A 20,241-nucleotide genomic window follows, 5' to 3' on the forward strand; every position below is an offset into this window, starting at 1 on the left:
AAAGAAGAATAGAACATGAAAAAGATATTTATAGCATTATTGGTTTCGGCTACCTTTGCCTCTTGTGATATAGAGCGTTTGCCGTATGGATCAATGGATTCTGATCGTATAGTTGCTGATCCAGAGGCAGCTCTAGATGGTCTTCTGAATGGAACCTACGCGCAATTAAAGGCGTGGTCAGATCCGATGCACCGTGCGGGTGAGTATGCTGGAGATAATATGATGATTCGGGGATCTTCTACAGATGCTTTCTATGAATTTATATCATATGCCCGAACGCCTAATAATGGGCGGTTGTCTCAGTTTTGGGATGCAAGTTATAAAGCTATTGCACAGTCTTCGAATATCATAAAAATGATTAAAGAAGGGCAAAGTGCTGAAATTGATAGTAAATTAGGCGAGTGCTACTATGTTCGTGGGATGCTGTACTTTTATTTAGTACGCGCCTATGGAAGACCCTATTATCAAAGTCCAGAAACGAATTTAGGGGTGCCGATTGTAAATGGTACACCGGATAATGTGTTGGATATGACGCTTCCTGATCGTTCAACGGTCAAAGAGACTTACGAACAGATTGTAGCGGATTTAAAGCGGGCTGAGGAACTGATTGGTGATGGTCAAAATCATATCAAGGCTACAAAAGGTGCAGCTCAAGCCATGTTGTCTCGAGTGTATCTGTATATGAGTGGTACCTATGACAATCCGAATAGAGAGTATGCACAGTTGGCCGTTGATTATGCAGACAAAGTAATTAACTCTGGAAAATACAGCTTATTGTCACGTGCTGACTTTATGAAGTATAATACATTTACGCCAGAAAACAATAAAGAGACGATTTTTGCAATCAAACGCGTGGCGTCTGAGTTTTCGGGGTATGATCACTATTACGGTGTAGGTGGTATGTATGCCAATATCGGTGGCATGGGCTGGGGAGAGATGTACGCTAGCGCGAAATATATTGATTTATTGAATGAGACAGGACGCAATGATTGGCGACCTGACAGTTATAAGATCGTAGATGCTCGGGCTTCATTTATCGAGCCCACATATGCAAAAGATAAGACGGGCAAATATTTGGAGGTTTTTCGTTTTATAGTAGATGATAATGCTAATACTCAGAACTACATTCAAGATACCGTAGTTCGTACCGGTAGTGTAGTTAGTACGAAACGAGGAAATGAAACTTATACCTTGAAGGCTGTGGATGCTGCTCAAGGAATATATTCTGTAGATTATAAAGATGGAAAGACCTATAAAGGTGTAATTGACAATTTCATTTCTTTAAATCGTGTTTATCCTCAATTCTATATAACGAAAAGTTCTAGAGAGGGAGAGGATTCCCATCTGCATTCTCCAGTTATCAGCCGATTGGGTGAGGTGTACTTAAATCGTGCAGAGGCTTATGCTAAATTGAATAATTATGGAGCAGCTTTGTCGGACTTGAACCTGATCCGTAACCGTTCTATTGTAAATGGAGGTTACGCTTCATTGGATGCGAGTAATGCAAGTGAGCGTATCGACAAAGAACGTCAATTGGAGTTGGCTTATCAAGCTGAGCGTAGTTACGATGTGTTCAGAAATGGAAAGTCATTGACGAGGAGATATCCTGGGCCTCACAATCAAGCAGAGGAAATCACCGCAAGAGATTTTCGTGTGGTCTATTATATCCCGCAATCTGCAATTAACTCTTATCCGGGGCCTTTGACACAAAACCCAACAAGTAATTAATAACTTGTAAATATCATATTACTTCCTTTTGAGCTCCATAGGTTTCCTACGGAGCTCTCTGTTTTAATGCGTTATTGAAAAGAATAATACCACTGATTTTACGTAACTTTGTCGCTTCTATTTATTGTTTAATAAAAGATTAGTTGCCGAGATGGTAACGCGCGAGAAAAAAAATATATAAGATATGGCAAACATTGTTGCAATTGTAGGTCGCCCCAACGTAGGGAAGTCGACCTTGTTTAACCGCTTGACGGAGAGTCGTAAAGCGATAGTAGATGACTTTAGTGGCGTGACACGTGACCGTCACTATGAAGTCGCAGATTGGATCGGTAAAAAATTTACTGTAATCGATACCGGTGGTTTTGTACACGGATCCGACGATGTTTTTGAAGAAGCCATACGTGACCAGGTGCACATTGCTATCGAAGAAGCTTCCGTCATTATATTTATGGTGGATGTAACGACCGGGATCACCGATCTGGATGATGAGATAGCTGACCTATTACGTCGCACATCCAAACCTGTATATGTCGTAGCTAATAAGGTGGATCATGCCAAATTACACCATGATTCCGCAGTATTTTACGCTTTCGGCTTGGGCGAAATCTATAATGTGTCTTCGGCTACCGGTTCGGGCACCGGAGAGTTGTTGGATGCGGTAGTTTCCAACTTTCCAGACGAAGAAGAGGAAGAAGATACACCACTACCTAAAGTCGCGATCATAGGTCGTCCAAATGTAGGAAAGTCATCTATGACCAATGCATTATTGGGTGTGGATAGAAATATTGTTACAGACGTCGCAGGTACCACGAGAGATTCTATCCGTATCCACTACAATCAGTTTGGACACGAGTTTTTGCTGATAGATACTGCTGGACTTCGACGTAAAAGTAAGGTAAATGAAGATATAGAATTCTATTCGGTCATGCGGACGATCAAAGCTTTGGAGGATTCCGATGTTGTAGTTTTGATGCTGGATGCCAACGATGGGATAGAAGGACAGGATATTAATATTTTTCATTTAGCGGAGAAGAATAAAAAAGGAATTCTTATTGTGGTAAATAAATGGGATACCATCGAAAAAGACCACAAGACGATGAAAGAGTTCGAAGCTCGAATAAGAGAGAAGATCGCTCCGTTTACAGATGTGCCTATCTTGTTCACTTCTGTTACGGAGAAACAACGTATCTTTAGAGTTGTGGAAAAAGCAATGGAAATTTTCCAGAACAAGACGAAGAAGATCCCTACGTCCAAATTGAATGATGTGATGTTGGAAATTATAGAAAACTATCCTCCTCCAGCGATCAAAGGGAAGTATATTAAGATTAAGTATGCAACTCAGTTACCAGGCCGTAGTCCGATGTTTGCTTTCTTCTGTAACTTGCCTCAGTATATTAAAGATCCTTATAAACGGTTTGTAGAAAACAAATTACGGGAGCACTTTGATTTTAATGGCGTTCCTATTCAAGTGTATTTCAGACAAAAATAATTAGATCACTCCATATATTATCTGTTTTTATATGCAACACAATCTATCGGTATACAATACCCTAACGCGCAAAAAGGAAAAGTTTGAACCTATTCATCCTAATCTTGTCGGTATATATGTATGTGGACCTACTGTCTACTCGGATGTACATTTGGGAAATTGTAGAACTTTTGTGTCCTTTGATCTGATCTTTCGGTACCTCTTGCATTTAGGTTATAAAGTACGATACGTACGTAATATCACTGATGCAGGGCATCTAGAAGGCGATAATGATGAGGGTGATGATAAATTTGCAAAGAAAGCTAAGTTGGAGCAATTGGAGCCAATGGAGATTGTGCAGAAATACACGCTGGGATTCCACGATGTGTTGCGCATGTTCAATACCTTGCCGCCCAGTATAGAGCCAACTGCAACAGGACATATATCCGAACAAATCGAGATGGTTAAGCAGATCATGGCGAATGGGTATGCTTATGAAGTAAATGGAACGGTGTATTTTGACGTCGATAAATATGTTAAAGAACATAACTATACGGTCCTGACCAACCGTAATCTAGAGGATATGTTAAATAATACCCGTGAATTAGGGGGACAGGATGAAAAGCGTGGCCGGTTGGATTTCGCCTTGTGGATCAAAGCCAAACCTGAGCATATCATGAGGTGGCCTGCACCATGGAGTGTAGGATTTCCTGGTTGGCATATAGAGTGTTCGGCAATGAGTCGTAAGTACCTTGGTGATCAATTTGACATACATGGCGGCGGAATGGATTTGGCAGCTACACATCACACCAACGAAATCGCTCAATCTGAGGCATGTAATCACGTTCAACCTGCTAAATATTGGATGCATACAAATATGTTGACTGTAAATGGAGCACGTATGTCCAAGTCAGCAGGAAATGGATTCCTACCGGGAGAGCTATTCACTGGTAACCATCCACTTCTTGAAAGGGGATATTCTCCAATGGCTGTTCGTTTCTTTATGTTGCAAGCGCACTATAGAAGCACACTGGATTTTTCAAACGAGGCTCTAGATGCTGCAGAAAAGGGATACAAAAGACTAATGTCTGCTATAGCGCTGTTGGATAAAATTACGCCGGCAGGTAAGACAAAGATAGACGTGGATCTGGACGAGCTGCGGAAGCGTTGTCATACTGCAATGGATGATGATTTTAACAGTCCGATATTAATAGCTGAGCTTTTTGATGCTGTACGCCTTATTAATTCTATTTACGATGGTAAGCAACAGGTCAACGTGCAAACATTGGATTCCCTAAAGCAACTGATGCAAGAGTTTGTATTTGATATTATGGGCTTAAAAGATGATCAGATTGTGGGGGATAATCAGAGTATGGATGACTTGATGGAATTGGTGATTAGCCTTCGAAATGAAGCGAAGCAAAATAAAGATTTTACCACCTCCGATCGTATCAGGCAAGAACTGTCTGCAATTGGAATTCAGTTGAAAGATAGTAAGGAAGGAACACTTTGGAATAAGATTTGATATTGTAGGTTCAAATTGTTTTAAATGAAGTATAATAGGTTTTTAACCAGCATATCCCTTAGTTGTTTGATGTTGCCGGCGCAGGCACTATTTGCCCAGTTGCCGGACAAGGTGGGAGGGTTGATTGCAGCCGATAGAAATGCGGCGACTATCTCTAGGACACAGTCACCCCATGCGGCTTTTTCGTCAATCATAGATAAGGAGTCCGTTTTTTATGTGCCATCGGCCGTAAATGCATTTAACTATCTGAACAACCGACCGAATATTCCCGATGTATTATCTTGGGATCCCAATTTTGCCGTTGTTTCCAAGAGCTTGGAGTGGGGAGTTACCTCCGGTAAGATGGAATTCCAAAAGGTTGGAGCAGTAAAGCGTAATGGTCAATACTTGACGATTTGGAAACGTGGTAAAAAAGGAGACTGGAAGGTTGAATTACGTGCCGAAGTGGAGAATTATGGTAAGAATGCCGCTAAGGAGTTGTGGTATCACGAACCGGATGATTCTTGGTATTTAAAGCATCGCTCGAAGGTACGTCTTCAGCAGCGAGAGGATATCGTGATGTCCACAGATCAATTGTTTTCTACTGTACTAAAAGCAAATAACGATGCTGCTTACTCTGAGTTTCTAGCTGATGATGTTCGTTTTTACTACCCCTGGCAAGAAGAAATTTCTGGCAAGAAGAATGTATTGTCTTTTCTCAAGAAACAACGGATAGACATCGTCACAGAACCTACTGATGTGGGGAGGGCCTATAGCGGAGAGTTTGCATATTCTTTGGGTACTGCAATGGTCCATTCCAAAGAAAAGGATGTTAAGTTCAACTATATTCGGGTATGGCAGCTAAAAGATGATTTTCAATGGCGGGTTATTCTCGAGATGTTGTTTGAGCGATAAAATATAATGAATTAATAGAACAAGAAGGGGAAAGTTTAACTTTCCCCTTCTTGTTCTATTAATTGCCTTTAGCAATTTTGTCTTTATCGTTGACCCAGACCTTTAATTCGTCGCAGGACATGAACTCGGGATTTATGTCTATGTAAGTGGTTTCTCTTCGGGACTCAAACCATTCACTCAGGGTACGGTTTACTTTGTCCTGACGTGCAGCTTCTTTGATCTTAGCAAAGTCCTGATCCAAGTTTGCTTTATGCGGAGCTATTCTTGATTTAAGATAATAAATACGATAAGAGGTTTCGCCGGTCCTTTTATCTGTATACAAAGTAGCTTTAGAAACATCCCCTTCTTTAAGTGGGTCAATAGCATTAAATACGGCGACATCATCTAGTTGATCAACAGGGATCAATGTAGAACGATCTTCCATATTGGTAACAACACCACCATTATATTTGGTTTCTTTATCATCCGAATATATCGATGCCGCGGTATTGAAGTTCATTTTCTTTAAGTCAACAATAAGATTGTATATACTATCTATTTTACCCTTGGCACGGTTGAGGGCAGCCTGTGTAGGTTTAGTTTTCACAAGGATATGACGTACATTGACCTCTTCACCACGTCTCTCTAGGACCTGAAGAAAATGGAATCCAAATTGTGTTTCGAATACAGGGGATATCTCTCCGGCTTTTAGTCTAAACGCTTGTGCCGAAAATTCCTTTACCCAAGCGTCCCGTGTGCTGAAACCAAGCTCACCGCCATAGGGAGCCGAACCATCTTCAGAGTGAAAACGAGCAATGGTTCCAAAGTCGGAACCGTCCAATATCTGCTTTCTGTAGCCTTCTGCTTTTGTGCGGAACTGTTCTTTTTCTTCTTTCGTCAAAACAGGGTTGATAACCAATTGCGCATATTCAATTTCCGTATTGAAATAAGGCAAGCTGTCTGCATTTAGACCTTGGAAATATTTTTTCACCTCTTGAGGTGTTACATCTACTTTAGAAACCAATTGTCCCTGCATTTTGTTCCCTTTTAACTGCTCGGCTACAGCTGGACGCATTTCTTCTTTGTGCTGTAGGATAGACCGGTTTAAAAATTCTTCCAATCGTTCCTTGCCGCCAGCTTTTTGAATCATCGAGCGAATACGGAAGTTCAGCTGATCGTCAATCTCACTTTCGGATACTTCGACAGAGTCAATTACGGCTTGTTGTGCTAATAGCTTCTGCGTTAGCAATTGCTGAAGTATATAACATTTTATCTTGTCGTTAGGAGGATTTCCTTGAGCTAGAAACTGTGTGTACTCCAGTTCCAGATCCGATTGTAATATATGACTTGATCCTACGGTCGAGATTACGCGGTCTACTAGTTTATCTTGTCCAATGACAGGTGAGAAATATGTCGATAGAACAAGGAATATCCCTAAGATTTTTTTCATTTGTAAAAAATTATTTCATGATCCGTCAGTTGAGGGATCGGTTTGTCTTTTAGCGGCTATATGGAATATCCAAAGTGTTTTTATGCGAGTTTGTATAGCATATACTACATGGGTATTTCATGTGATTGTAGCTCAATATTTGTTTACAAAAATATCAGAATAATTTGTAAAAGTTGTATTTTTCACCTGAATAATCATTCTAAGGTTTTATATTCCAGCTTTGTCTGACATTTTTTTACGAATATAGCTTTTTGGTGAGCGTAAACATGGTTTTTAACGAATTTTAACTTGACTGAAATATGTTTGATTTGAAGAAGATGGCATTATTTATCTCTAGTATATTAGCTTTTGGTTTGTTTCCTACCGTAGTAGCGCAGACGACAAGCCTTTATGTGGGCACGTATACCGGAATAGGGGGAAGTGACGGTGTACAATGTTATGAATTTGACGAATCTAACGGACGAGCAAATTTTAAGTCCACGCTGAGAATGAGCAATCCATCTTTTTTGGCAAAAAATGGACAAGTACTATATGCTGTGAACGAAGACAATGAAGGGATGGTCTCAGCGGTGGATCTGAAAACGGGTGCTCTTTTAAATCAATTGCCTACAAGGGGGGCACATCCTTGTCATGTGGCCGTTAGCCCCAATTTACCTGTACTTGTAGTATCCAACTATTCCGGTGGCTCCCTTATCTTATTTTCTATTCGGGAAGATGGAAGTCTGGCTCAGCAAGAGGATTTCATTCAGTTTGATGGAAGCAGCATTAATCAAGAACGACAATTGAAATCCCATATTCATTCCGCTTTTTTCTCAAAAGATGGGAAAAAGCTTTTTGTCTCTGATTTAGGAGCTGATTTGATTTATGTTTATGAAGTAAAAGAAGAGGCAGGTCGATTTGCTTTGCATCGTCTCGATACCATAGCTGTAAAAAAAGGGGGAGGACCGAGGCACCTTGTAGTCGCTGCTGATGCGAAGACTATTTATTCCGTATTAGAGTTGACAGGAGAGTTAGCTGTATTCCAACAGAAAGGACGTGAATGGAAAAACACACAGATCCTACCTATTTATGCAACAGGTTTCCTGGGTGAGCATGGTGCCGCCGATATCAAGATCTCCAAAGATGGAAGGTACGTGTATGCTACAAACCGAGGTGATGCCAACGTGATAGTATGTTATGAAGTGTTAAAAGATAAGTCTTTACGGGTAAAAGATATTACCTCTACAGGAGGGATTTCTCCCAGAAATTTAAACATCTCGAAAAGTGGCAAGTGGGTGTTCGTAACGAATCAGGTAAGCAATGCGATAACCGTTTTCAAACGCAATCCTAAAAAAGGTACGCTTCATGCGGTGGGTTCTTCAATGATATCTGTGCAAAAGCCTGTTTGTGTCATTTATTAAATCTATTAACCAGAGTTGATTCGTCTACAAGCTGTGCATTTTATTCAAATGCCGCCTTAGCGGATTGGCTATAGTAGGATGAAGCACTACCATTGTGCCAATACGGTACAGCGGCGAGTTTTTGATTACTTTTTTCGGAAATCACGCAGTGTTCATGAATGCCTTGAAGGCAGATGCTAATGAATAAAAAGTAATTGCCTACCCGGCATAAGGGTGAAACAGTTAAAAAGGGTTTGATAATAAACAAAACGACAGTTGAACTAAAGTTAATACACCGGTTTTATTCGGGTATATCGTAATGACCTAAGTAGCGTACAATACTATTTGCCCTTGAATTGACATAGTTTGACGGACGTCGTGCATCCCACTGTCTAGGGTTGGGAAGGATAGCGATAATTAATGCTGCTTCCTTCTTCGTTAAGCTTTTAGCTGATTTGTTGTAGTAATAATGCGATGCAGCTTCAGCTCCGTAGACCCCCTGTCCCATTTCAATAACATTAAGATAGACTTCAAGGATGCGTTTTTTACTCCATAGGATCTCGATGAGAAACGTAAAATACGTTTCAAGACCTTTTCGCAACCAAGAGCGTTCGGGCCATAGAAATACATTTTTGGCGACTTGTTGGCTAATCGTACTACCTCCACGTAAAGGCTTCCCGGATTTGTTTTTCTCCAAGGCCTGTTTGATGGCATTGGTGTCAAATCCGTTATGCGTCATGAAATGTGCGTCTTCGCCGGCTAGGGCTGCTCTTTTTAAATTGTTTGATATCTCATCATAAGGCAGCCAGTCTTTTTCTATTTTAAAGCCTTTACCGTCGGCCTGCCATTGGAAGCCTCTTTTTAGCATCAGATAGGTAATAGGTGGATTTATAAACTTAAGACACAGTACCCAGAAAATAGTCAGTACGAAAAAGCCGCCGATAATACGGATCGACCATTTTTTTAATTGTGCTTTCCATTCTACGGGTACTGTTTTCTTTTTTTTGTAGTTACTACGTTTTATTGCCATGACCTAAACTGAATTTCGATGCAAACCTAAATAAAAAGAGAGACCTTGCCAAATCCCCACAATTCTCTTATTTTTACACCTCAACAAAAAAAGATTCCCATTGGCAAAGGCAAAGAAAGAAACCCCTCTAATGCAGCAATACAATAGTATTAAGACGAAGTATCCTGGTGCATTATTACTATTCCGTGTAGGTGATTTTTATGAAACTTTTGGCGAGGATGCGATCAAAGCTTCCGGTATATTAGGTATTGTCTTGACTAAGCGTGGAAATGGTTCCGAATCCGAGACTGCTCTAGCTGGTTTTCCACACCATTCGCTCGAAACCTATTTGCCCAAATTGGTACGTGCGGGACAACGGGTCGCGATATGCGATCAGTTAGAAGACCCTAAACAGACAAAAACAATCGTCAAGAGAGGGGTTACAGAATTGGTCACACCGGGGGTATCTTACAACGACAATATCGTACAGCAAAAATCCAATAATTACCTAGCCTCTGTCTATATGGACAAAAGCTCGATTGGAATTTCTTTTTTAGATATTTCGACCGGAGAGTTCTTGGTAGCACAGGGAAATGCCAATTATATCGACAAGTTACTGCAGGGGTTTAAACCTACTGAAGTGATTATGCCACGTAAGCAGGCTAAAGAATTTGTTTCGCAATTTGGTAGTCCGTATTATACTTACTCGCTGGAAGAGTGGCCGTATACTGGCGATTATGCCGAAGAAAGTTTGTTGAAACATTTTGAGGTAAAGTCATTGAAAGGATTTGGGATCGATCGCATGCCTACTGGGATCATTGCTGCCGGAGTCTCCTTGCACTACCTAAATGAAACTGAACACCGTAACTTGCAACATATCACACATATTGCTCGGATTGAGGAGGATCGCTATATGTGGCTGGATCGTTTTACGATTCGTAATTTAGAACTTATTGGTTCGGCAAATGAAAATGCGATTACACTGTCCGATGTATTGGATGAGACAGCCTCACCAATGGGGGCACGTTTGTTAAAGCGTTGGATTGTAATGCCATTAAAAGATAAGAAGTCAATACAAGAACGACTGAATGTCGTCGACTATTTTTATCAAAATCGGGAATTGCGGGATGAACTGGTGCGTGAGATTAAGCAGGTCGGTGACTTAGAAAGATTGATCAGTAAGATCGGGTTGCAAAAGGCTAATCCCAGAGAGATATCTCAACTGAAACGTTCTTTATATGCTGTCGAGAAATTAAAGACTTTGACGAATATTAAAGCTTCTGAATCGTTAGCGATGATTTCAGAACAGTTGAATCCCTGTTCTATTATTAGGGACAAAATAGAGAAAACGATTCAAGCTGAGCCACCCGTGGCACTAAATAAAGGAAATGTCATAGCGGATGGCGTTGATGAAGATCTGGATAAATTACGTAAAGTTGCCTTTGGCGGCAAGGGCTACTTGTTGGAGATACAACGACGTGAATCCGAAGCAACCGGGATTCCATCCTTAAAGATAGCTTTCAATAATGTATTTGGGTACTATTTAGAAGTGACAAATACACATAAAGACAAGGTTCCGACATCTTGGATACGAAAACAGACACTTGTAAATGCTGAGCGATATATTACAGAGGAGCTTAAAGAGTACGAAGAACAGATTTTAGGTGCCGAAGAGAAAATCCAGGCAATTGAGAACCGTATCTATGGTGAGTTACTGATTGCCATAAGTGAATATATAAAGCCAATACAGCTGAATGCACAGTTGATTGCTAAATTGGATGTCTTGCTTAATTTTGCAGTTATTGCTGAGCAGAACTATTATATTAAGCCAGAGATCAGCGATGCCAAGATTCTAGATATCAAAGGTGGACGTCATCCTGTGATCGAGCGAAATCTTCCAATAGGTGAAGATTATATCACCAATGACACCTACTTAGATCCGGAGACACAACAGATCATTATTATCACAGGTCCCAATATGGCTGGTAAGTCGGCGTTATTACGGCAAACTGGATTAATCGTTCTGATGGCGCAGATAGGAAGTTTTGTGCCGGCCAAGGAAGCGCATATCGGTCTCGTGGATAAAATTTTCACGCGTGTAGGGGCATCTGATAATATCACCTCGGGAGAGTCTACTTTCATGGTTGAGATGAACGAGACCGCGAGTATTATGAACAATCTATCCGACCGAAGTTTGATTCTATTGGATGAAATAGGAAGGGGGACGAGTACTTATGATGGTATTTCTATAGCTTGGGCTATTGCGGAGTTTCTACATACACACCCATCCACACGGGCCAAGACGCTATTTGCTACGCATTATCACGAATTGAATGAGCTTAGTACATCTATGCCTCGTATCAAAAATTTTAACGTATCTGTCAAGGAGGTGAATAATAAGGTAATCTTTTTACGTAAACTTGTGCCGGGAGGTTCTGAACATAGTTTTGGTATACATGTAGCCAAATTAGCCGGGATGCCACCACGTTTGATCGGTAGGGCCAATGAAATTTTAAAAAGATTGGAGCAGGAGCGTACAGGTGGCGAGAAAATTAAAGACAGTATGCGTAAAATCCAAAAGCAGGCATACCAGTTGCAAATGTTTGCGATCGACGATCCTATCTTGGAGAAAATCAGGGATATGTTGAATAATCTAGATGTTAATACGTTGACGCCAGTAGAGGCACTTATGAAACTGGACGAGATACAGCGGTTGTTGAAAAATTAGGGTATACGTATTTAAAGGTAATTTTTGCAGTCTATGGGATCGGTGTTTAAGTTTAAAGAGTTTGAAGTAAATCAGGAGGGCTGCGCAATGAAAATCAATACAGATGGGGTTTTGTTGGGTGCCTTAGCCGTAGCAGAGCACCCTGCTCGGATCCTTGATGTCGGATCGGGTACTGGAGTGATAGCGATGATGTTAGCGCAGCGTTTTCCTAATGCCCAGGTGGATGCTATAGATATTGATAAAGTAGCTTTTTTAAGAAGTGAAGAAAATTTCATGAAATCACGGTTTGCAGATCGTATGACCGCGTATTATGGCGATTTCGGAACGTTGGAGTCCAGTGCTTTGTATGATCTTATTGTGAGTAATCCGCCATTTTATATAAATACGCTTCATAATCCTGATCAACGCAAACGGTTAGCACGTCATACTGATTTGACTTTTTTTAAACGATTGATACGTTTCTCCAAAGAGCGGTTGGTCGAGGGTGGAACCTTACAACTCATTCTGCCTACGGATCTGAGTGACGAGATTAAAGTCTATACGGATTCGGAAGAGCTGACCTTAATTAGAGCGGTCAATGTGCAGTCGTTTAGTAATACGGAGATTATTCGTAAAGTTTTGACTTTTAGCAAAACAGAAAGTGATTACCAACAATTTAGTAACTTTGTGATTTACCATCAGAAAGGAGTTTATTCGAAGGATTATCAGTCCCTTCTAAAGCCATTTTTTCTAGCATTTTAATAATACAAATCCCAATAGAAGGATAATATGAAGAAGATAGGTCTCTTATCCGACACACACAGTTACCTGGATGAAGCCGTGTTCAAGCATTTTGAAAATTGTGATGAAGTCTGGCATGCAGGTGATTTTGGTAACACAACTGTTATAGACCAGTTGAAATCATTTAAGCCTTTTAGGGGGGTCTATGGGAATATAGATGGGAAAGATATTCGAGTCGAATGTCCTGAGCACTTACGCTTCGATTGCGAAGGGGTGGATGTTTGGATGACACATATCGGGGGGTACCCCGGACGTTATGCAGCGGCAGTCAAACCAACAATTTTAGAAAATCCTCCTAAATTATTTATTTGTGGACATTCGCATATTCTAAAGGTTCAATATGATCCAAAACTTGCTCTATTGCATTTAAACCCGGGTGCAGCAGGAAAACAAGGCTGGCATAAAGTACGTACCTTGATGCGGTTTGAACTTAATTTAGGTAAAATTGATAATTTGGAAATAATAGAGTTGTTTAATCGGTAAATATTTTCATATTTTTGTTTTTTATAAAAATAAATTATGAAATCCTTAAAAACTTTAGGTCAGTTTATTATTGAAAAGCAAACGGATTTTCCGTATGCAAAAGGAGAGTTGTCCCGATTGTTGCGCGATATCGGAATTGCAGCTAAGATTGTCAACCGTGAGGTCAACAAAGCTGGGTTGGTCGATATTTTAGGTACAGTTGGTGGTACCAATGTGTTTGGAGAAAATCAAAAGAAGTTAGACGTTTATGCCGATGAACAATTTATAGCTGCGCTAAAAGACGGGGGAGAGTGCTGTTTTGTGGCGTCCGAGGAACAAGAAGAAGGGGTGGAACTAACGGATGCCGGAATCTCTAAAAACGCAAAGTACATTGTTTGTATAGATCCGCTGGATGGCAGTTCGAATATAGAGGTAAATGTCTCTGTCGGAACTATCTTTTCGATATATCGCCGTATTAGTCAGGTCGGTGAGGCCTTGACTCAGGAAGACTTGCTACAGACAGGCTTACAACAGGTGGCAGCTGGTTATATCATTTACGGATCTTCAACCATGTTGGTTTATACAACGGGAAAGGGAGTTAATGGATTTACATTAGACCCTTCTATAGGTGAGTTTTGCCTGTCACACCCAAACATGAAAATTCCTACTCAAGGGCATATCTACTCGGTCAATGAGGGTAATTACCTGAAGTTTCCACAAGGTGTAAAGAATTATATCAAATATTGTCAAGAGGAAGATGCTGCAAGCAACCGTCCGTACACATCACGCTATATTGGCTCCATGGTCGCAGATATTCATAGAAATCTTCTCTTGGGTGGTGTCTTTATCTATCCACAGACATCGTTACAGCCAAAAGGTAAGTTAAGATTGATGTATGAATGTAATCCAATTGCTTTTATTATAGAACAGGCAGGGGGGAAGGCTACTACAGGTACGCAAAGAATACTGGAAATTGTACCGGAAGAGCTTCATCAACGCGTGCCAGCCATATTGGGTAGCACAGATATGGTGAATAAAGTTTTGGAGTTTATGGATAAATCATAAACTATCCCTTACTTCCATTAAAAAAGATTTCAATCGCTCTAGAGAATCAACAACCCGTTGGTTCTCTTTTGCTTCCGTCTTATTCGTGCGTAAATAATCTCTGGCACCTTGTAAAGTATAGCCTTTTTCTTTGACTAAGTTGAAGATTATTTTAAGATTAGCGATGTCATTTTGTGTAAATAACCTATTTCCTTTTTTATTCTTTTTGGGTTGAAGAATATCAAACTCGCGTTCGTAAAAACGTATCTGAGAGGCGTTCACGTCAAACATCTTGGTTACTTCGCCCATTGTATAATACAATTTGTTGATTTCACGTTCTTTATAAGGCATACTAAATAATCTGTTTTGAACCAGTAACAAACTTAGACAAAATGCTTGGCATTCACGAATACCTAATTAAAAAAAACAACGTTTGTTTACGTACTCTGTACGGTCTATAGGTTCTTTTCATCAGTTTGTATATTTTTGTTTTATGAAATTTTGCTGTAGTACTGACTGGGCCAACACGAATAAATGTAATTATTTCATACGCTCGCTGTATTCGGTTTGGGACATCAAGTTGGCTGTTGATTGTTGAAAAATAAACTATATGAATATGAAAGGCAAAGTAATTGTTAGCTCGTTTCTTACACATTTGTTTTCAGCGGGTAGAGCGAGTGCTGTGACTATTTTTCCTTTTATTTTTGTAAAAACAAAAAAGCTAGGCGAAGATATGGTGTTAATTAATCATGAGCAGATACATATAAAGCAGGCTTTAGAATTATTGGTATTACCATTCTATATACTTTATCTACTCGAATTTTTGATTCAACTTGTGCACTGTCGGGATTTCCACCGTGCCTATAGGAACATAAGCTTTGAGCGGGAAGCCTATTTCAATGAAGGGGATTTGGATTATAGGAAGAATAGAAAAGTATGGAGTTTTACGAAGTATTACCGCTAATAAAAAAGCGCTTTTTTATTAGCGGTAAAGTTTTATTTGACAAGTTTCAAAAATGTAGAAACCTTCTCTTTAAGTTGTCTACGATCAACAATAAAGTCTAAAAATCCATGTTCTAAAACAAATTCAGAAGTTTGAAAGCCTTTAGGTAGGTCCTTCTTTATTGTCTCTTTGATGACCCGGGGTCCTGCAAATCCAATGAGAGCGCCTGGTTCAGCGATATTAATATCCCCTAGCATCGCATAGGAGGCTGTAACACCACCTGTCGTTGGATCCGTTAAGAGACAGATGTAAGGGAGTTTTGCTTGACTCAAAAGGGCTAATTTCGCAGAAGTTTTTGCCATTTGCATTAATGAAAATGCCGCTTCCATCATGCGCGCTCCACCTGATTTCGATATCAACATAAAAGGTAGTTTATGTTCGATACAGTAATCGATTGAGCGGGCTATTTTTTCGCCTACGACAGAGCCCATAGAACCACCTATGAAGTTAAAGTCCATACAGGCAATAACAATATCTTGGCCATCTAGCTTACCGTGAGCACTCCGAAGAGCATCTTTTAAGCCTGTTTTTGCTTGGCTTTCAACCAATCGCTCGCTGTACGGTTTGCTGTCTACAAAATGTAAAGGGTCTCCTGCTGTTAAATTAGGGAACAGTTCGGTAAAGACGTTATCATCTAATAAAATAGAGAAATAGGCGGCTGACCCTATCCGGATATGGTAACCACAATATTGACAAACGTAGTTGTTTTCGATTTGTTCTAAGTTCAAAAGAGGCTTTTTACAGGATGGACATTTATTCCACATGCCATCGGGTGCTTCTTTTTTATTCTCTGTTGCGGTATTGATACCAGCTTTGTTGCGTTTAAACCAACTCATATACTCGTGTTAATTCGAACTACAAATAAACGAAAAGAAAGTTAAAACTTAAAAGTTAATGATAGCTAATGTGATAATTGGAGTAGGAATGCACCGACTTAGTCCTTGGAGTACGCTAGCTATAAGGTACTTGAACGGATTTTAACGTACTTGGTCGGTGTTTCAAGAAAAATGAATGGATGATTTTGGTTGAAGTTTAGGGGAGGTAAATTTTGGGCAAAAAAAATGGGTAAGCTCCCTTTATCGCACCGCTCAACCAAATACCCTTGCTTTGTTCCCAACCTGGGGGAGTCAATGGGAGCTGGTCGTAAAGGACTTACCCACCACAAAAGTAGGAAAAAAAACCATTTACAAAAAACTTAAATCCGATTAAATCATACGTTCTTGATAGTCAGCTGAAAAGAATTATATTTTGTTGTGGTTATACTTACTGCTGAGCATGTAATACTCCAATATAAACCAATAAATGGAAATAATTGGAGTCTATAAATAACAGGATAATAGTGTCTATGTTAGATTAATTTAAATACTTTTCCTGGTAAGGAGAGTAGAAGTCCTTTTATTTCCATTTCCAATAAAATGATTGCTAGTTTGCTTTGGGGCCAATCGCAGTAGTTCGCAATCTGGTCTATTGTGCTTTGTTCAAGTTCTTGGTCGGTAAGAAAGGTATGAACTTTTTGCTCGTCACGACTTAAATCCGGAGGCGTGATAATGAGTTGTTTTTCGGTTTTGCTAGGAGCTTTTTCCCAATTCATCAGGTAACACAGGTCATCAGTATGGCGTATGAGGTGCGCTCGATTTGTCTTTATCAAGTAGTTGCATCCAGCAGAGTATTCTTGCTCTACAGAGCCCGGAAATGCACAGACATCTCTATTGTAGCTGTTAGCGATCTCAGCGGTGATGAGCGCTCCACCTTTCATAGCGGCTTCGATTACAATTGTCACATCGGACAGGCCGGCAATAATCCGGTTACGCATCGGGAAATTTTGCCTATCTGGATTAGTACCGGAAGGGAATTCGGTTATTAATCCCCCATTATCCAACATTTTAGAGGCGATCTCCCGATGAGTAGCGGGGTAAATACGGTCTAGACCATGCCCTAATACGCCGATTGTTGGGATTTGCTGGTTGACTGCATGTCGGTGCGCCAACACATCTATACCATAGGCCAGACCACTGATGACCTGTACGTCGAGTGCTTGGAGTCCTTCAATCAATTGCTCACATATGCGCTTGCCATAGTGTGTCGCATTGCGCGTGCCTACAATACTGACAGCCCGAGAGGGGTTGAGTGTTGCATTACCTTTATAATAGAGTAATATAGGGGCGTCTTCACAGTTTCTGAGCCTGCGTGGGTATTTGTCATCTTCTATCCAAATAGCTTCAATATGGTGTTTTTCGATAAATGCTAATTCGGCTTCGGCTTCTTCTATATAACTTTTAGATAAGATGCTGTCAACTGCAGCAGGTCCAATGCCGGGGATGGACAGTAACTCTTTTTTCGAACTATTGAAAATAACATCTACTGATCCACAGTGGTTCAAAAGGTTTCGGCTCAGTTTGGAGCCTATTCCCTTAATTTTTGTTAAGGCAATTTTATCTAGTCTGTTCATAATCGGTACCTAAATTTAAGCAAATTCTATTAGATATCCAATAGAATTCTTCCGAAGTATAAGGTATTACTACATTGATATTATTAACTTTGATGTTTAAAAGCAGGAAATAATGGAAATGCAAGAGCCTTTTGATATAGAGATCGGAGATACTGTGTACTCAGTTTTTCCAGATGAAAAAGATACCTATACCGTTTTTAAGGACGGTAAGGAGTACGTTCAGATTATTAAAGATACAGATACCCAGTGGTTGAAGTTACATCCAGAAACTGGTTTGCCTATGTTTGGAATGGATGAAGAGGTCAATCTTATCGGTAAGCGAATTTCTGAGGAAATCGATAGTTAGCTTAGACGTTTTTTAACAAATTAAAACAGGGCTCTGTCTTTTTGGCACAGCCCTGTTGTAGGTGTTCATTGAGGCTAGATTACATCGGTACGTATACCACATACTTCGTTTCAAAGAAGTCTTCGTTAAAATACGATGATAGGGGATGTAATTCGGCTTTCAATTTAGATTCTTTTATTTCTTCTTTTAGATCTCCGCCTTTAAGATATAAGATACCATTTGGTATCCCATTTTTATCCTTTTTTTCAAACTTGTTTCTGATCCAAGGAGCAAAGTCAGCAAGTCTGGTCACAGCGCGAGAAACAACAAAATCATATTTGTAGTCCAATTGTTCGGCACGGATATGATCTGCTTCCACATTCGTTAGGCCGATCGCTTCAGCGACACCACGTACCACTTTTATCTTTTTACCGATGGAATCAACAAGGTGAAATTGGACTTCAGGAAATAGTATGGCTAAAGGTATGCCTGGAAAACCACCTCCAGTGCCTACATCTAGGATTCGTGTGCCAGCGACAAACTCATGCACAAATTTTGCTATACCCAATGAATGCAGCACATGCTTCAGGTACAAGCTCTCGATGTCTTTCCTGGAAATAACGTTGATCTGATCATTCCAAAAAGGATAAACCTCCTCCAATTTGGCAAATTGTGCTTTCTGCGTTTCTGTGAGATTTGGAAAGTAATTATATATAATATCTACTGTTGGATTCACGATGTTTTAAATTATTAATATACTATGTAATACGATCTTTGAATAAAAAGGTTTTAAATTATTTCCAGGACCTTTGTTTCTTCTTTCTGTTAAACAGGCCATTGAGGCAAATGTAGAAGTAGAAGAAAAAGTCTAATATGGGCAGCCAGAATAAAAGATCCTTAACTTGCAATTTACGGAAGATTGGACGGAACACAATAACCTGGCTCAAATAACGTAGCAAAAAAGCTCCTAAAGCCCAATACCATAACATGGGAAATAGAGCAATGCACATAAGAAGGGTTGTGTGAAATAAAAAAGCCGTTACTAGTTGAGTGCCTAGCATACGCTGATGAGATTTTTTATAGACGACCGATGCACCAGCGTGTCGTGCTTTTTGTTTGTAATAAGACTTCCAACTATCTTTAGCAACAGAGTAGATGTGTGCGTCAGGGTGTATAGCGATATTTACGTTGTTCTTTGTTGCGTTTTGATTCACGAATAAATCATCATCTCCTGATTTGATGTGCATGTGTGAATTAAAACCTTTGCCCTTGAAGAATAAGCTCTTTAAGTAGGAGAGGTTTCTTCCTACTCCCATATAAGGGTCATGTTTTAACGCGTAAGAGAGATAGCTCATAGCAGTATGGGTCGTTTCAAAACGGATTAGTTTGTTTAGAAAACCGCTGGTCTTAAAATAAGGGGAATAGCCTAAGACAATTTCTTGGGATGTGCTGTATGCGCCTCCCATTTCTTTCAGCCACAAAGTTGTTTGGGGCTGACAGTCAGCATCGGTCATTACCAAGTGATCATTTTTTGCTGCTTTGATACCAAGGGTCAAAGCAAATTTTTTGCTGTGCTTAAGTTGTATATGTTCTTTTATCTCGACTACGCGAAGGTGCGGATACTGTGCTTGGAAACCCTGTAATACCCATTTGCTTTCGTCACTTGAACAGTCGTCTACAACAATGACTTCATAATCAGGATAGTCCTGTTGTAGGATAGTCGGTAAAAACGTTTTAAGGTTATCTTGTTCATTATGTGCGCAAATTATCACTGATATTGAAGGGAAACTCTTTTTTTCTTGATAAGATCGCACCTTGTGTTGAGCTAATTTGCTGTAAACAAATAGGATATAGTAAAGTTGGATTAGTAGGAAAAGGCCTAAAATTCCGTAGACGAAATAGGCGATATTGGGTGTGATATGACTATATAGATTCATATAAAATGTCAAAGATAAGGCGTTCTTTTTAATAGTTATAACAATATGCGTTAAGAATTGCTAATTAAATAGCAAAGATGT

Annotated in this window: 18 protein-coding genes and 1 other RNA gene; 11 read left to right on the forward strand and 8 right to left on the reverse strand. The window is 39.9% G+C overall.

Going from position 1 to position 20,241, the window contains the following annotated elements; translation table 11 throughout:
- Positions 1–15: 15 nt before the first annotated feature.
- From G7B18_RS06360 to G7B18_RS06375, 4 genes are all read left to right on the forward strand, one after another.
- Entirely contained in the window at positions 16–1,728 is a 1,713-nt protein-coding gene (locus G7B18_RS06360; protein WP_164122221.1) for a RagB/SusD family nutrient uptake outer membrane protein, read from the forward strand.
- A 184-nt stretch (positions 1,729–1,912) separates the two neighbouring features.
- On the forward strand, positions 1,913–3,217 hold the full coding sequence (der, locus tag G7B18_RS06365) for a ribosome biogenesis GTPase Der (RefSeq protein WP_164108989.1): 1,305 nt from the start codon (positions 1,913–1,915) through the stop codon (positions 3,215–3,217).
- 31 nt (positions 3,218–3,248) lie between these two features.
- On the forward strand, positions 3,249–4,721 hold the full coding sequence (gene cysS, locus G7B18_RS06370) for a cysteine--tRNA ligase (RefSeq protein ID WP_164108987.1): 1,473 nt from the start codon (positions 3,249–3,251) through the stop codon (positions 4,719–4,721).
- 24 nt (positions 4,722–4,745) lie between these two features.
- A complete protein-coding gene (locus G7B18_RS06375) occupies positions 4,746–5,615 on the forward strand; it encodes a YybH family protein (protein WP_205600172.1) in 870 nt (289 codons plus the stop codon).
- Between the two features lie 58 nt (positions 5,616–5,673).
- Here G7B18_RS06375 and G7B18_RS06380 read toward each other — a convergent pair whose 3' ends face one another.
- Positions 5,674–7,044, reverse strand: coding sequence for a peptidylprolyl isomerase (locus G7B18_RS06380; RefSeq protein WP_164108985.1), 1,371 nt, complete (start codon positions 7,042–7,044; stop codon positions 5,674–5,676).
- A gap of 317 nt (positions 7,045–7,361) precedes the next feature.
- Between G7B18_RS06380 and G7B18_RS06385 the strand changes: the two genes are divergently transcribed.
- Entirely contained in the window at positions 7,362–8,444 is a 1,083-nt protein-coding gene (locus tag G7B18_RS06385) for a lactonase family protein (protein WP_164108983.1), read from the forward strand.
- A 280-nt stretch (positions 8,445–8,724) separates the two neighbouring features.
- On the opposite strand, the gene mtgA is transcribed toward G7B18_RS06385, so the two are convergent.
- A complete protein-coding gene (gene mtgA / locus G7B18_RS06390; RefSeq protein WP_164108981.1) occupies positions 8,725–9,453 on the reverse strand; it encodes a monofunctional biosynthetic peptidoglycan transglycosylase in 729 nt (242 codons plus the stop codon).
- A gap of 100 nt (positions 9,454–9,553) precedes the next feature.
- Between mtgA and mutS the strand changes: the two genes are divergently transcribed.
- Genes mutS through fbp form a run of 4 tightly spaced genes read left to right on the forward strand, consistent with a single transcriptional unit; the run spans position 9,554 to position 14,467 of the window.
- Positions 9,554–12,160 carry a DNA mismatch repair protein MutS gene (gene mutS / locus G7B18_RS06395; RefSeq protein WP_164108978.1) on the forward strand — a complete coding sequence of 869 codons (2,607 nt, stop codon included), beginning with the start codon at positions 9,554–9,556 and terminating at the stop codon, positions 12,158–12,160.
- Between the two features lie 33 nt (positions 12,161–12,193).
- Positions 12,194–12,901 carry a tRNA1(Val) (adenine(37)-N6)-methyltransferase gene (locus G7B18_RS06400; RefSeq protein ID WP_164108976.1) on the forward strand — a complete coding sequence of 236 codons (708 nt, stop codon included), beginning with the start codon at positions 12,194–12,196 and terminating at the stop codon, positions 12,899–12,901.
- A 27-nt stretch (positions 12,902–12,928) separates the two neighbouring features.
- Positions 12,929–13,423 carry a metallophosphoesterase family protein gene (locus G7B18_RS06405; protein WP_164108975.1) on the forward strand — a complete coding sequence of 165 codons (495 nt, stop codon included), beginning with the start codon at positions 12,929–12,931 and terminating at the stop codon, positions 13,421–13,423.
- A 36-nt stretch (positions 13,424–13,459) separates the two neighbouring features.
- Positions 13,460–14,467, forward strand: a complete 1,008-nt coding sequence (gene fbp, locus G7B18_RS06410; RefSeq protein ID WP_164108972.1) for a class 1 fructose-bisphosphatase — start codon at positions 13,460–13,462, stop codon at positions 14,465–14,467.
- Here the strand turns inward: fbp and G7B18_RS06415 are convergent.
- A complete protein-coding gene (locus tag G7B18_RS06415; protein WP_164108970.1) occupies positions 14,462–14,797 on the reverse strand; it encodes a MerR family transcriptional regulator in 336 nt (111 codons plus the stop codon). The two genes, fbp and G7B18_RS06415, sit on opposite strands and share 6 nt — an antisense overlap.
- 265 nt (positions 14,798–15,062) lie before the next feature.
- On the opposite strand from G7B18_RS06415, the gene G7B18_RS06420 reads away from it, so the two are divergent.
- The gene (locus G7B18_RS06420) at positions 15,063–15,410 is read left to right on the forward strand and encodes a hypothetical protein (protein WP_164108968.1); all 348 of its coding nucleotides are present in this window, start codon (positions 15,063–15,065) and stop codon (positions 15,408–15,410) included.
- A gap of 32 nt (positions 15,411–15,442) precedes the next feature.
- Here the strand turns inward: G7B18_RS06420 and accD are convergent, their stop codons facing one another.
- From accD to dprA, 3 genes are all read right to left on the reverse strand, one after another.
- Positions 15,443–16,285 carry an acetyl-CoA carboxylase, carboxyltransferase subunit beta gene (accD, locus tag G7B18_RS06425; protein ID WP_164108967.1) on the reverse strand — a complete coding sequence of 281 codons (843 nt, stop codon included), beginning with the start codon at positions 16,283–16,285 and terminating at the stop codon, positions 15,443–15,445.
- A 224-nt stretch (positions 16,286–16,509) separates the two neighbouring features.
- Positions 16,510–16,607: signal recognition particle sRNA small type (gene ffs / locus G7B18_RS06430), an RNA gene on the reverse strand.
- Positions 16,608–16,797: 190 nt separating this feature from the next.
- Complete coding sequence (gene dprA / locus G7B18_RS06435) at positions 16,798–17,898, reverse strand: DNA-processing protein DprA (RefSeq protein WP_164108966.1); 1,101 nt, start codon at positions 17,896–17,898, stop codon at positions 16,798–16,800.
- Between the two features lie 112 nt (positions 17,899–18,010).
- Between dprA and G7B18_RS06440 the strand changes: the two genes are divergently transcribed.
- Entirely contained in the window at positions 18,011–18,244 is a 234-nt protein-coding gene (locus G7B18_RS06440; RefSeq protein WP_164108965.1) for a hypothetical protein, read from the forward strand.
- A 79-nt stretch (positions 18,245–18,323) separates the two neighbouring features.
- Here G7B18_RS06440 and rsmG read toward each other — a convergent pair whose 3' ends face one another.
- Positions 18,324–18,959: a 16S rRNA (guanine(527)-N(7))-methyltransferase RsmG gene (rsmG, locus tag G7B18_RS06445; protein WP_164108964.1), complete on the reverse strand. Its 636-nt coding sequence runs from the start codon at positions 18,957–18,959 to the stop codon at positions 18,324–18,326.
- Positions 18,960–19,017: 58 nt separating this feature from the next.
- Positions 19,018–20,160 (reverse strand): glycosyltransferase, encoded by a 1,143-nt coding sequence (locus G7B18_RS06450; protein WP_164122222.1) that lies wholly within the window; start codon positions 20,158–20,160, stop codon positions 19,018–19,020.
- Positions 20,161–20,241: the final 81 nt, after the last annotated feature.

It is taken from the genome of Sphingobacterium sp. xlx-130 (genome assembly GCF_011007405.1).
GTDB lineage: Bacteria > Bacteroidota > Bacteroidia > Sphingobacteriales > Sphingobacteriaceae > Sphingobacterium > Sphingobacterium luzhongxinii.

What these genes read in the sequence shown, in the direction of transcription:
- G7B18_RS06380 (WP_164108985.1), bottom strand. Translation starts at nt 7,044, where the DNA reads ATGAAAAAAATCTTAGGGATATTCCTTGTTCTATCGACATATTTCTCA.
- der (WP_164108989.1), top strand. Translation starts at nt 1,913, where the DNA reads ATGGCAAACATTGTTGCAATTGTAGGTCGCCCCAACGTAGGGAAGTCG.
- fbp (WP_164108972.1), top strand. Translation starts at nt 13,460, where the DNA reads ATGAAATCCTTAAAAACTTTAGGTCAGTTTATTATTGAAAAGCAAACG.
- G7B18_RS06375 (WP_205600172.1), top strand. Translation starts at nt 4,746, where the DNA reads ATGAAGTATAATAGGTTTTTAACCAGCATATCCCTTAGTTGTTTGATG.
- G7B18_RS06400 (WP_164108976.1), top strand. Translation starts at nt 12,194, where the DNA reads ATGGGATCGGTGTTTAAGTTTAAAGAGTTTGAAGTAAATCAGGAGGGC.
- dprA (WP_164108966.1), bottom strand. Translation starts at nt 17,898, where the DNA reads ATGAACAGACTAGATAAAATTGCCTTAACAAAAATTAAGGGAATAGGC.
- G7B18_RS06440 (WP_164108965.1), top strand. Translation starts at nt 18,011, where the DNA reads ATGGAAATGCAAGAGCCTTTTGATATAGAGATCGGAGATACTGTGTAC.
- accD (WP_164108967.1), bottom strand. Translation starts at nt 16,285, where the DNA reads ATGAGTTGGTTTAAACGCAACAAAGCTGGTATCAATACCGCAACAGAG.
- G7B18_RS06385 (WP_164108983.1), top strand. Translation starts at nt 7,362, where the DNA reads ATGGCATTATTTATCTCTAGTATATTAGCTTTTGGTTTGTTTCCTACC.
- G7B18_RS06420 (WP_164108968.1), top strand. Translation starts at nt 15,063, where the DNA reads ATGAAAGGCAAAGTAATTGTTAGCTCGTTTCTTACACATTTGTTTTCA.
- G7B18_RS06450 (WP_164122222.1), bottom strand. Translation starts at nt 20,160, where the DNA reads ATGAATCTATATAGTCATATCACACCCAATATCGCCTATTTCGTCTAC.
- cysS (WP_164108987.1), top strand. Translation starts at nt 3,249, where the DNA reads ATGCAACACAATCTATCGGTATACAATACCCTAACGCGCAAAAAGGAA.
- G7B18_RS06415 (WP_164108970.1), bottom strand. Translation starts at nt 14,797, where the DNA reads ATGCCTTATAAAGAACGTGAAATCAACAAATTGTATTATACAATGGGC.
- mtgA (WP_164108981.1), bottom strand. Translation starts at nt 9,453, where the DNA reads ATGGCAATAAAACGTAGTAACTACAAAAAAAAGAAAACAGTACCCGTA.
- G7B18_RS06405 (WP_164108975.1), top strand. Translation starts at nt 12,929, where the DNA reads ATGAAGAAGATAGGTCTCTTATCCGACACACACAGTTACCTGGATGAA.
- G7B18_RS06360 (WP_164122221.1), top strand. Translation starts at nt 16, where the DNA reads ATGAAAAAGATATTTATAGCATTATTGGTTTCGGCTACCTTTGCCTCT.